A 12,936-nucleotide genomic window follows, 5' to 3' on the forward strand; every position below is an offset into this window, starting at 1 on the left:
ACACAATCGCAACAAAGCACTCTTTGGGTTTAATTTATGCGATTTGTGTACTACATAAAGACGTGCAACCGTATTCACTGTTACATTCATGCCAATTACGCGGTCATGATTGATTAAAGCGATCCACCATTTCATATACTAGAGGAGAGATTAGGAATGCCTACGCCATACCCACTGCAATTTCAACCAGAGTTTAAAGAACGTGTATGGGGAGGTCGCGCGCTGGAGCAATTCGGCCTGACGCCACCTGAAGGACATATAGGAGAAGGCTGGATGATTGCGGATCATCCCAATGGTACAACCAAGGTATTAAATGGAGTACTTGCTGGAAAAGGCCTGGACGAAGTTCGTGAACAGCTGGGCACAGCATGGCTTGGAACTAAAGGAGTTTCGGAAAAGGGCGGACGATTCCCGCTTCTGATCAAACTGCTTGACTGTAACGATGATCTGTCCGTACAAGTTCATCCAACAGATGATTACGAAGCGCTCCCTCCTGGCGAGCTTGGCAAAACGGAAATGTGGTATGTGCTTGATGCCAAACCAGGAGCTCATATCATTTACGGCTTGAATGAAGGCGTTGATCGTGAAGTACTGAAGGAAGCGCTGGAAAATGGTACGGTCATGGATACCCTTCGCCAAGTACCTGTAGAGGCTGGAGATACGTTCTTTATTCCTGCGGGAACGGTACACGCTTTATGTGCAGGTGTCGTTGTGGCTGAGATTCAGCAAAACTCGGATACAACATACCGGATTTATGATTATAATCGTCCAGGCCTGGATGGCAAACCACGTGAGCTGCATGTTGAGGATTCATTGAATGTAACGGCTTATGAGGGTGCTGGCGCCACGACGATGAAAACCAACAACGCAACTCCAGGTGAGTGGCTGAAGCTTGCGGAATGTCCATACTTTGTAGTGGAAAAAGGGATTGTTACAGGACGTTGGGAGCTCTCTACAAGTGCTGAAAGCTTCACTATTCTTGTGGTCTGTGAAGGTAGCGGAACGCTGGAGTGGGATAACGCGGAATCGGATAAAATTGAATTGAAAGCTGGACAATGTTACTTACTGCCTGCCAACCTAGGCTCCTATACGCTGGATGGCAACACTACTGTTCTTCGCTCTTATTTGCCTTAATCGTATAATCAATGATCTATTCAAGTGATTTACCTTAGCTTAAATGGCTCTAATGTGACCTGTGAAGGAGGATTTACACGAGATGCAGGAATCTACCTTTAGCCTGGTTGGCAATGAAGGTACCCGTATTCATGTGTACCGCTGGCTTCCCGATCCGGAGTGCAACATCAAAGGTGTGGTCCAGATTGCACATGGCATGAGCGAGACCGCTGCCCGATACGCTGAATTTGCGCAACATCTCACCACGCACGGCTACGCGGTCTACGCAAATGATCATCGTGGTCATGGTAAAACCGTCGAAAACTCGAATTTGTTGGGCAATGCCGGCGTAGATGCTTTCCGCTGGATGGCGAGTGACATGATGAATCTGGGCGAAGTTGCCGCCAAAGAAAACCCTGATGTGCCCCTCTTTTTGATGGGGCATAGTATGGGATCGTTTTTGGTACAGCATCTAATGTATGCTGGCCACGAGCGTTACCATGCATTTATTTTGTCCGGCACCAATGGCAAACGTGGTCTTCTTCGGATTGGAGAGAAACTGGCTTTCTTGCAGTGTGGCATTCAGGGGAAGGGTCATCCAAGTATGCTGCTCAATGCGCTCGTATTTGGCGGATTCAACCGTTCTTTCCGTCCGGCAACCACGCCATTTGATTGGCTGTCTCGGGACTCCGAAGAGGTCAAGCGGTTTATGGATGATCCTTTGTGTGGAGCCGTCTGCTCCGCAGGTTTTTTCCGTGACTTTTTCAAACTGCTGTTGGACATTCACTTGCCGCGCAACATGAAACGTATTCCTAAGGATAAATCTGTATATCTGTTCTCGGGTGAACAAGATCCAGTGGGGCTTCATGGCAAAGGAGTGCTTAATCTGGTCTCCCAATATCGAGAGCTTGAGCTTGAGGATATTGAATACCGCCTCTATCCGGGGGGGCGCCACGAAATGCTGCATGAAACGAATCGGACTGAGGTTGCCGGGCATGTCGTGGAGTGGCTGGAGAGGCATACGTCCGACTACAGTGCCTATCATTCCACAGCACACGCAGAAACCGCCGATTCCATATAATGCGACACAAATTACCTATACAATGACGAAAGCCCCTGAACGGGTGCACAGCATACACTGTGCTCCGCGTTCAGGGGCTTTACTTTTTTATTTATAAGATGGCAATTTAATGTTAATCGTTATGGATTACCCTTCGATCAGCAAAGACTCTGGATCTTCAAGCAATTCTTTTACCGTCACGAGGAAACGTACGGCTTCGCTACCATCAATGATACGGTGATCGTACGACAGGGCGATATACATCATCGGACGGTTCTCCATCCGCTCTGCATCAATCGCTACCGGACGAAGCTGGATTTTGTGCATACCCAGAATACCTACTTGAGGTGTATTCAAAATTGGTGTGGACAACAGGGAGCCAAACGTTCCGCCATTGGTAATGGTGAAGGTTCCTCCTTGCAGATCAGACAAAGCTAGCGTGTTGGAACGCGCTTTGGACGCCAGGTCAGCAATGCTTTTCTCGATCTCAGCAAAGCCAAGACGATCTGCATCACGTACAACCGGTACGACAAGACCTTCTTTGGCAGATACCGCAATACCGATATCATAGTACTTTTTGAGTACAACATCTTCACCATCAATTTCCGCGTTAATGGTTGGGAACTTTTTCAGTGCGCCTACAACTGCTTTGGTGAAGAAGGACATGAAGCCGAGATTGATTTCATGTTTCTCTTTGAACTTGTCCTTACGACGTTTACGAACATCCATGATTGCCGTCATATCCACTTCGTTAAACGTAGTCAACATCGCTGCAGTCTGCTGTGCTTCTACCAGGCGTTTCGCGATGGTAGCACGACGGCGGGACATACGTTGACGCTCCACTGGTTTGGTATACGTGGAACCACCTGCTGCCGGAGCACTAGGTGCTGTAGCGGGAGCTTTAGCAGGAGGCGCTGTAGGAGCGGCAGCCTGCGTGTTGTGAGTTTTCACATCATCCTGATAAACACGGCCAATCGGATCCTTGCTCTGTACCTGATCGAGCTCAATACCACGCTCACGTGCAAGTTTACGAGCAGATGGTGAAGCTGTCTTCGAGCCGTTATCCGAAGATTCCGGTGCTGCAGCAACGGGTGCTGGTGGCGGAGTTGGAGCTTCCGGTGCAGGAGCTGATTGTTTCTGCTCTGTTGCTGCTGGTTGGGAAGCGGACGCGCCGCTTCCTCCTCCAGTTCCAGCTGAAAGTGTTCCAATCGTTTCACCAATTTCTACAGTCTCGCCTTCCTGGCGAACAATTTTCTCAAGAACACCGCTCTCTTCAGCACTGATCTCAATATTTACTTTATCCGTTTCTAGTTCCAGAAGAACATCACCCTGATTAACGGTTTCGCCTTCTTTGACCAGCCATCTGGATACGGTTCCTTCCGTTATCGACTCACCCATTGCAGGTACTTTAATTTCACTCACAGCTGTTACCTCCCCAGTGGAATATTATTCTTCGTCGTTTGCTTCAATGCGGATGTAATGATCTGTTGCTGTTCCATGCCATGCACAAGTTGATAACCGCTGGAAGGACTCGCATGTTCCGGGCGACCTTCGTATTTAACGGTTGTTCCTTCTGGGGCGATTTCACGAAGACGAGGCTCCATGTATGTCCAGGCACCCATGTTTTTGTTTTCTTCCTGTACCCACACCAGCTCTTTCAGCTTGCTGAAACGTGCAAGTACACGCTTGATTTCTTCCGCCGGGAACGGATACAGCTGTTCGACACGAATAATGTGAAGCCAAGACCAATCTGCTTTATCTTTCTCAAAAGCATCTTCCAGATCGATGGCGATTTTACCACTGCACAAAACAATGCGCTCTACGCGATCCGGTTTTGTGCCCAATCCTGCTTGCTCAAGCACAGGCTCAAACTTGCCTTCGCTGAACTCTGTTGCAGGTGAAGCGACACGAGGATTACGAATGAGACTTTTCGGCGACATCATAACGAGCGGACGAGCATCTTCCGTTTCAGTCAACGAAGCCTGACGACGCAACAGATGGAAATATTGCGATGCACTTGTCAAATTCGCAACGGTCATATTGTCTTCTGCACAAAGCTGCAGGAAACGTTCCAGACGAGCACTTGTATGCTCAGGTCCCTGACCTTCGTTCGCATGAGGGAGCAGCATGACCAGACTGGATTTTTGTGACCATTTGGCACGGCCGGCAGATACGAATTGGTCAAAAATAACCTGTGCACAGTTGGCAAAGTCTCCGAATTGTGCTTCCCAGATTACAAGCGTATCTGGTGAATAGACGTTATATCCGTATTCGAAACCAACAACGGACTCCTCAGACAACGGACTGTTGTAGATGGCAAAAGATGCTCTTGCCTGTGGCAGATGATGCAGTGGGCAGAATTTCGCACCATTCTCGGAGTCATGCAACACCAAGTTCCGATGGGCAAACGTTGCACGCTCTGCATCCTGTCCACTGATCCGGATTGGTTTGCCATCCGCAAGAATGGTAGCAAACGCAAGCGTCTCTGCAAGACTCCAGTCTACTTTCTCGCCTTCGTTCAGAGATGTGCTTCTGCGCTGCAAAATACGCTGCAACTTCGGATACACATTAAAATTCTCTGGCCATTTCAGCAAATCGGCGTTAATTGTCCGCAGATTTTCCAATGGTACCGCAGTTGGAATAATCGAAACGGCTTCTGGCTCGCTAATTTGACGTTGATAATATTCATGTACTTCATTGTTCTTCATCTGCTCGTATGCTTCTTTTAAGCGGTTCGTCACAGCTTCACGAATGCTGTTGATGGAGGCATCGTCGATAACCGATTCCTCTTTCAGATGATCCTGATACAAGTGACTAACCGTTGGATGAGCTTTTACTTTGTCATACACCGTCGGCTGTGTTGTTTCTGGATCATCCGTTTCGTTATGACCATAACGACGGTAACCGATCAGGTCAATCAGGAAGTCCTTTTTGAACAGGTTACGGTATTCTGCTGCCATACGAATAGCTGCGATACACGCATCCGGATTGTCTGCATTGACATGCACAATCGGAATCTCATATCCTTTGGCAAGGTCACTCGCATAATACGTTGAGCGTGAATCGCTGCTGTCTGTTGTGAATCCAAGACGGTTGTTCACGATAATATGAATTGTTCCGCCATTTTGGTAACCAGGCAATGCTTTGAAATTGAGCGTTTCTGCTACAATACCTTCCCCAGGGAAAGCCGCATCACCATGCATCAGAATAGTTGCCGCTTTGGTTACATCCTGCTTCGGATATCCCGGATCACGGCGATCATCCTGTGCTGCACGTGCAAAGCCCTGTACAACCGGATTTACATATTCCAGGTGACTCGGGTTATTGGCTAGCGTAAGACGCGCTTGTACTGTTTCACCGTCTTTTACATAACGGTTTGCGCCCAGATGATATTTGACATCCCCCGTCCAACCGTAATTGATTCCTGTTGACCCTTCGGAAGGAACCAAATCCTTGTTCGGAGAATGATGGAATTCAGAGAAAATTTTGCTATACGGCTTGCCCAGTACATGAGCAAGTACGTTCAATCGACCACGGTGAGCCATCCCCATCAGAATATGGCTGGAACCAGCGTGTGCCATAATTCGGACTGCTTCATCCAGCATAGGGACTAACACGTCGTTACCTTCAATGGAAAAACGTTTTTGCCCAACAAATGTTTTGTGGAGGAAATCTTCAAATTGCTCCACTTCAACCAAACGTTCCAGTAAAGCTTTTCGCTCCTCTGGATTAAGCGGTGCCGGCGAAGTACGAGATTCTGCACGGCGGTTCAGCCATTCCCGCTCATGAACCTCATGCACATGGCTGAATTCATAAGCGATAGGACCAGTATATATTTGCCGCAGGCGCTGGATGGCATCCAATCCTGTTACCGTCTGTCCATCTGCACCTTCCCAGATCAGGGAAGCTGGCAGAGCTTTCAAATCTTCTTCATTCAATTCAAAATGCTTCGGTTCAAGCAAAGAAGTATCTGAATCTTCACTGATTCCAAGGGGATCAATATCGGCCGCAAGGTGACCATAGGTACGTATATTCATTACCAGTTTCCCTGCTGTAACCGCTTTCTGTAATAGTTGAATATCCACGCTTCCGGAAGCCTTTTGGGCGTTGCCAGAATACGAGACTGTATGTGCATCCCTGCCAGACATCGGCGGTGCACCCCATTGTTCAAATAATTCCCGATAAGCCGGTGTAACTGCACCCGGGTCTTGGGAGTATAATTCATATTGTTCCTGTACGTATCCCATATTCGGGCCATAGTAACTTTCCCAGGGTTTCTTGTTGCCTTCCTCGATCGTCATCGACGTTCCCTCCGTCTTGATTTAGTCATAAGTTTTTGACGGAAATCATTGACTAAGCCGTAATTTGCGTTCGTTCAACATTTTAAGCTAAATTTTTCGTGAAGTCCAATAATCGTGCTGTTGGTGGTAGTAACGTTGTTCCGACGCTCCCGTCAAGGTTTGTCTGCGTTTTCAAAATCATAGTAAACTGATGATTGTATATACCGTCGCACAGATGTCGAATACTGTCCTGATCCGTTCGAGGGTTACACCTTCCTCAACTTTTTCAAGTGAAGTCCGTGTTCTAATATCTATTCTATAAACTTTTACGCTCAGGAGCATTTCCTATTTTTAGTTCAATTGATGCATAAATTAGATGAATCGAATAATTGGAACATTTCCGACCCACAAATGTGCTCTGATTGTATGGCGTTTTGTTGTTAATCGCTTATCCTACAATGGTTTCTACACATTTTCAGGTTTCACCCGTTTTGCAGCCTCCTTATTTAGAATTGTGGTCCATAATGTCCAAAAACAAACCGTCAAGATAAATATTAACCATTTGGCTTGGTATTCAACAAGAAAATGGGTATTTCTTGAAATTCAATGTATAAACCAAAAGCCGCCTGTAATGCGTAAAAGCATCCGGGCGGCTCTTTTGGACTTAGTTTATTTAAACTGACAGACTTTTTATTTTTTTTAATGTGGCACCTGAGACTGAAAATCGCTCCGGCTGGACTGATCTGCATGGTAAAAGACCACATCGCCATCCTTTAAGAACCAAGTTCTGCCTTGACTGTCTACTGGACTGTTGTTGAAACCTTCCATCTTCCACTGATTCATCAGTGGAGCATAAATGTATTGCAGGTGTGGAGCTTCTGTATTCCCATCTCGAAGTGTCTCGATATTAAAGTTGACCACGATATATCCGCCCTTCAGAAATACAGAAGCCTTTTCATCCAGTTGATTTTGTCTGGCAAGCAATTCGAGATTAGTTCCCTTCGGCACGGCGTATACATCTGCAGGCAGGCTGTATTCTCCGTACCAACGCTGGATCGCCGCATTCGCCCGGTCCACACTAACACCCGAAGGAATGTCTGTCTTTGGTCCAATCAGTGTACGAATTGAAGCGGGTAGGATCATCCAGTCATAGCGGCCTACCCATGTTTTCTGGTGAGAGGTTTGATCTACAAGCGTAACCATATAATCGGCGAGCGATCTCTGGTTACGGTCATCGGCTGTCAGTTCATACGTATACTGATAACGCGCCGTATCCCCCAATTCCGTACCGGGTACATTACGCAATCTCGAGTTCAGGACAACAAACCGTTTCTCCAAATCCTGCGCCGATCCTATCCGAATAAGTCGCTCTTGACCGCGGTGGTAGTATAGATCAACTTCTTGTCTGGAAGAGCCATCTTTGCTCACAAAGTAGAATGTTGGAGTAATTCGAACACCATCCTGTTTGCCAAACATATTGCCTTTTGTTTTCAGGTCGAACTTGATATGGTAACCCGTTTTCACCGCAATATTACTAAAACCCTGCACAGGGTGACTACCTGGGCGAACAGGTAACACTAATGGTTCCAGATTCCCTCGCGGATCACCATCAATACTGTTAAGTCCTGTCCAGTAGCTCACTCCTGTCGGCTCCGAACTCCCGAGTTGCTTGCGGAACACGTTCTCCCAATTATAATCGGCGATATCCGTAACATGAAAATCATACAATCGCCCAACAACCTCCACCGGGACCGTATCTGCCGCGACATGATGGGTCAGATTTGTGTTGGCATCCTGCTGTTCGGTGAATGTCGAAGGAGCATTTTCCGCAATATTGCGAAATTCAACTCGGTAATGCCCTTCATCCACCCATACTGGAAGATAGAAAATGGTATCCAGTTGGTTAACCGGAATGTCCACCCAGGTCTTGGCTAGAATGAACTGACTCCTATCGGCGTTATAGACGTCAAAGGGGAAACGAATCTGCTTGATGCGAAAATACTTAGCATAGTCCCTATTGCCATAACCCGGGTAACTGGTTACGTCCAGATGCTGCCCTGAGGTCGGGATGCGTACGATAAACGGTCGTTCCAAAATAAGTGCCGAACTGGTCGGATCAGGCACTGTTTTCTGGTTATGCGGCTGATCATCAGACACCCAGGCGTAGTTAACGACAGGCGTGTGCACCGTGACAGAATTGATCCCTTGAATAGAAAACTTCTGATCCTGACCGCCTTTAATGTTGCCAGGAATCAAGCCATATGCGATCTCGCCCGTTGTCGGTTGGTCTGCCTTGTTGACCAGTGTATTCTGAATAGTTAAACGATTCTGGTACAGCACGTTGTCGGCGATCATACCAGGCTGAGGGATTGTCCCAGGTCGCGGAGCAGTCTTATCCATCGAAGCAGGATCCATCACAGTGGTACCGTTAAACACTACCTTGTCATTATTTACAGTGTTCTCTTTAACCTCAGTCTCCGCTTTGGATTGGAATAATGACGTCTCATCAGGTGTAGGCGGCTCGCTGTCACCGCCTGACTTTGTTTCAGTGCCAAGGTCGATTTCCTTGCAAGGTGCAGGTTTCACATGTGCGGTAACCGCATCATCATTAGCCGATTGTAAGGTCGGGGGTGTATATCCGTTTGGAGTCAACGTTACTGTACCACCGTAGCCACCAAGTGCATAGTTGGATATCGTAGCTTGATTTATCTGATAGACTTCCAAATTATCAATCTGCCAATAACTATATTGTCGTGTAACCTGCATTGGTTTTTCCACAGGAACGTCTAGTTCCTTAGGTTGTGGAGGTGTGCCTGGATCATTCGGTCCTGTCGAGGCTCTGCCCGGAATCGTCCATGTTTTGTGATACTTCTTTTTTACGTTGACCGTATAAGTCACTGTTCCCGTCATGTTCACCCAACGGTGCTGGAACAAGTATCCTCTAGCCATGACATTTGCATAGAGATCTTCAGAAGTCGGGATGCCTCGGGTGACATCGAACTTCTCAGACCCCCGATCATCAGCTTTCAGCACGCCCGAAACGGAGGGGTCCATGACAGCCGATTCGATCAACGCTCCTTTATTAGGAGGACTGATGGTCACGGGGCAACCCACAACACCGCCGTTACCTGGATCAGTTCCCCCATCTCCTCCGTTGCCTGTGCAATCCTTTACATCTAAAACCTGAGTTCCTTCCTCATCCAACTGCTGGGCAGTATCCAAAAATCGCGCAGTAATGGTGGTGCTGCCGACGATACCCTTGATCGTCATTTTCCCATCTGCACCTATGGTCGCTACTGCTGGATTAGAGCTTTGCCAGGTCAATTTGGGATGAGCAGTAAGCTCATGAACAGAAAGGTCTGACTTGGTCAGGATAGCTTTAGCTTGCAGCGGTGTAGCTGTGTCTGCTTTACAAGCGTTTGGCAGGTTCACAATGAGTCCTGGTTCGGACGTTACCGTAATGTCAGCCGTATCCGAGATGAGGTATGTACCGTTGTTCCAGATTGCACGCACAAAAGCAGTACCCGGCTTTTCAGCCTTCACCATTCCGGTTTTGGGTTCAATACTCACAATACTCGGATCGGATGACCACCAGGTGGTTTCAGCTTCGCGCCGACTTACGTCGATGCCTTCACTAAATTGAGTTGCACCATAGTTTTTCGTTTTAACTTTGGCTACCATCTGTTTAGTTTCTCCGACCGTTAGAGTGGAGTCTGGAGTTACGTCGATTTGCTTTTCTTCTTCGAGATCCCCTTCCCAGATGATATCCATTGGTGTATGGTAGGCTACTACTTGCTTCACACAATTTTGATTAGTTTTACCACCATTTTCGAACTCTGTTCGATCACTTACTGAATGATTCCCTCCTGTTTTTGTGTTGATTTTTACAATGGTACTATCTCTTCGTATTACCGTTTCACCAATTCCTGTATAAGAAGTTTGCTGTAATCTGGTTTGATAAGTAACACTTTTTATTCTTATAGACTTAAGAACTGATGAAGTTATAGGATATCCATTATATTCATTCCATTGAGTAGCAGGCCAATTGGAAAAGTCAACTTCATCGGGTATATCTTTTTCGTCAGGATAAGGAGACGAACAAGACAAGGGATTCAAGTTTCTAGAGAAACTAGGCCCAGTAGTATGATCAGCTTTAAAACTTCCATCATCAAGCTGATACCAATAAACACCTGGATTAGCAACTCTTGGTGCAGATTTTACGGTCAGGACAGATGGACTCTTCATTGATTTTGGACCGTACGGATCATTGGTAGCTGCTTGAATTGGAAGATAAAATGTACCCATAGCACCTACAATTAAAAACATAACGTTAAATACTAACATTAATTTATAATGGAGTTTCAGTACTCACTCACCGCCTTGAAGAAACTACATGTTCTGAATTTGAACTAAATCATTGTTGTTAGCTTTTAAATAATAAGAGCCACCTTTTGCCACAAGCACAGAGGAAGTCCAAAAACGTTTTTTAACATCTTTCTTTATAAGATTACTAGACATCTCTGGAATAGTTATGAATCCATTTTTTTCGGCATGTTTAACATCCATACGATTAAATCTTAACAATGCACTGTCTAGACCACCGCTAAAAGCTAAGAGATTCGATTTTTCTATATTGGATGTAAACGAAATATCTGCAAATGTCATGTAGCTTCCTGGAAACTGAATGGAATCGGGACCAATAAACAGTGATGAGTAAACCCCTTTCGGCGTGCCTTTCGTAACATCTACTACAATAATTCGATGCAGTCGAAGTATGCCGGAATTATTAGAGAGAGTTATATCTCCCTTAGATAGATCACTTACCGTAACAGAATTTTTAGTATAAAAGTAATTACTAATCGTCGTTAAATTCGTTCCTGTTTTACCTACCTCACGCATTTCATTCAGATCACTGTACTTCCCTGCATCCGTACCCTCGACATCCATATAACGCAGCAAAATGGCAGACACTTCAGCTCGCGTTGTTGGATCAGCAGGCTTCAAGGAACCATCCTCAAATCCACCCACAATGCCAGTGCCGCGAACAAGTGCAAGATAAGGAATTTGCTCTGCACGAATCGTTCCACGATTCACTTCAGGGGTAGGTAGCAGTGTATTTCTGGTATCGTCAAAAGCATCCTGGAAACTAGTTCCGGACTTGATCAGTCCGTTTGCAATCCATTTCATCATCTCGTAGCGTGTGAGCTCGGCATTGGGGTTGAATCCTTTCGGATAATCATTAGCGTTAATAAAGCCTTGGCCAACCAACTGTGTCACAGCGGATTCAGACCAGTGCCCCTTGAGATCAGCAAAAGGATTCTCGCTTTGTACCTTTTCCGAGCTGGTTGCACGGCTGAGAAGTGTGGCATACTCACCACGTGTGATTTTGGCATTGGGGCGGAACGTACCATCCTGATAGCCGGAGATCAGATTTTTATCATAGGCTTTGACAATTGTGGCTTGCGCCCAGTGCCCTTTGATATCTTTGAACTTCGTAAGCGCAGAGGCAGTTGTGCCCGCTCCATTCGTGCTTGTAGCAGCATCCACAGTAGACACCAGACCCACGGTTCCAGTAGTCAGCAGCGTTCCTGCCAGCAAAGCCGTCGTCAACAATCCGACTATTAACACATTCCTTTTTGATTTACTACCGTTTAATCTCATCTGCTTCTTCAAATCTACTCACTCTCCTATGTACCTTAGTATGGGGCAAACTTCTGCTTCTTCAGCAATCGTACTACTCTTCAAGCCAAAACCTAAATTTGTAATAATCATCAATATTCTACCATGCAAATCTAGGCTATTGGTATTATTTTTCAGCAATCCCCATCACTACAAGGCCTGCAACCTCCCCTTCCAAAGACCCAATCCACCCCTAAAAACACAAAAAAAGGCCACGAATCCGCAGATTCATAGCCTTATGCTTTAAGGTGTCAGTCCTATTCATTTGAAAAAATTGTAATCTATCTATCACAGAATAAACGATTCTGTTCCATTTGACCAGTCCTAAAATTCAAATCAAGTAGTTTTGTTAATCATATACTTTGCAAATGGCGTCAACGACAACGCTCCGACCTCTTCCAGAGTAAACCATTGTGCGCCCAGCGAATCTTCGCCATCCGGTTCCCTTTTGATCTCATAAGGCCGACTTTCGCTTGTCAAATATACATCGTATAGAATTCCAATATGGTGCAGCTCTTCCGGCTCGCCTTCGTGAACCCACTCCAATACGTTCGATTCCGCAGAACGAATCACCAATTGTAGATTGGAAAGACCCGTCTCTTCCTCGATCTCACGGTGTAGGGCGGTCTCCGGTTGCTCACCAAACTCCAACCTTCCTCCAGGCAAATCCCATTTCCCCATGTAGGCCCCTCTCGCCTTATGTATTAACAGGACTTTTTGCTCCCAAGTGACTAAACCGTATACCCCCATGTGTGTGTACCGATCCACTTAAAGGTTCTTCCTCTCGTCTGAAAGATGCCTAAC

At 46.3% G+C, this 12,936-nt stretch carries 7 protein-coding genes; 2 read left to right on the forward strand and 5 right to left on the reverse strand.

Going from position 1 to position 12,936, the window contains the following annotated elements; all coding sequences use genetic code 11:
- Nucleotides 1–156 precede the first annotated feature (156 nt).
- Complete coding sequence (locus tag BUA17_RS14740; protein WP_072734056.1) at nucleotides 157–1,134, forward strand: type I phosphomannose isomerase catalytic subunit; 978 nt, start codon at nucleotides 157–159, stop codon at nucleotides 1,132–1,134.
- 82 nt (nucleotides 1,135–1,216) lie between these two features.
- Nucleotides 1,217–2,194 (forward strand): alpha/beta fold hydrolase, encoded by a 978-nt coding sequence (locus BUA17_RS14745; RefSeq protein ID WP_072734057.1) that lies wholly within the window; start codon nucleotides 1,217–1,219, stop codon nucleotides 2,192–2,194.
- A 126-nt stretch (nucleotides 2,195–2,320) separates the two neighbouring features.
- Here BUA17_RS14745 and odhB read toward each other — a convergent pair whose 3' ends face one another.
- The 5 genes from odhB to BUA17_RS14770 form a co-directional block, all read right to left on the reverse strand.
- Nucleotides 2,321–3,595 carry a 2-oxoglutarate dehydrogenase complex dihydrolipoyllysine-residue succinyltransferase gene (gene odhB / locus BUA17_RS14750; protein ID WP_072734058.1) on the reverse strand — a complete coding sequence of 425 codons (1,275 nt, stop codon included), beginning with the start codon at nucleotides 3,593–3,595 and terminating at the stop codon, nucleotides 2,321–2,323.
- 5 nt (nucleotides 3,596–3,600) lie between these two features.
- Nucleotides 3,601–6,474 (reverse strand): 2-oxoglutarate dehydrogenase E1 component, encoded by a 2,874-nt coding sequence (locus BUA17_RS14755; protein ID WP_072734059.1) that lies wholly within the window; start codon nucleotides 6,472–6,474, stop codon nucleotides 3,601–3,603.
- A gap of 678 nt (nucleotides 6,475–7,152) precedes the next feature.
- Nucleotides 7,153–10,254: a DUF5704 domain-containing protein gene (locus tag BUA17_RS14760; RefSeq protein WP_244552146.1), complete on the reverse strand. Its 3,102-nt coding sequence runs from the start codon at nucleotides 10,252–10,254 to the stop codon at nucleotides 7,153–7,155.
- A gap of 588 nt (nucleotides 10,255–10,842) precedes the next feature.
- On the reverse strand, nucleotides 10,843–12,126 hold the full coding sequence (locus BUA17_RS14765) for an S-layer homology domain-containing protein (protein ID WP_083584716.1): 1,284 nt from the start codon (nucleotides 12,124–12,126) through the stop codon (nucleotides 10,843–10,845).
- A 342-nt stretch (nucleotides 12,127–12,468) separates the two neighbouring features.
- On the reverse strand, nucleotides 12,469–12,882 hold the full coding sequence (locus tag BUA17_RS14770; RefSeq protein WP_240321356.1) for an NUDIX domain-containing protein: 414 nt from the start codon (nucleotides 12,880–12,882) through the stop codon (nucleotides 12,469–12,471).
- Between the last annotated feature and the right edge of the window lie 54 nt (nucleotides 12,883–12,936).

It is taken from the genome of Paenibacillus sp. ov031 (assembly GCF_900143165.1).
GTDB classification, from domain to species: Bacteria; Bacillota; Bacilli; order Paenibacillales; family Paenibacillaceae; genus Paenibacillus; species Paenibacillus marchantiae.

What these genes read in the sequence shown, in the direction of transcription:
- BUA17_RS14770 (WP_240321356.1), bottom strand. Translation starts at nt 12,882, where the DNA reads ATGGGGGTATACGGTTTAGTCACTTGGGAGCAAAAAGTCCTGTTAATA.
- BUA17_RS14745 (WP_072734057.1), top strand. Translation starts at nt 1,217, where the DNA reads ATGCAGGAATCTACCTTTAGCCTGGTTGGCAATGAAGGTACCCGTATT.
- BUA17_RS14740 (WP_072734056.1), top strand. Translation starts at nt 157, where the DNA reads ATGCCTACGCCATACCCACTGCAATTTCAACCAGAGTTTAAAGAACGT.
- BUA17_RS14755 (WP_072734059.1), bottom strand. Translation starts at nt 6,474, where the DNA reads ATGACGATCGAGGAAGGCAACAAGAAACCCTGGGAAAGTTACTATGGC.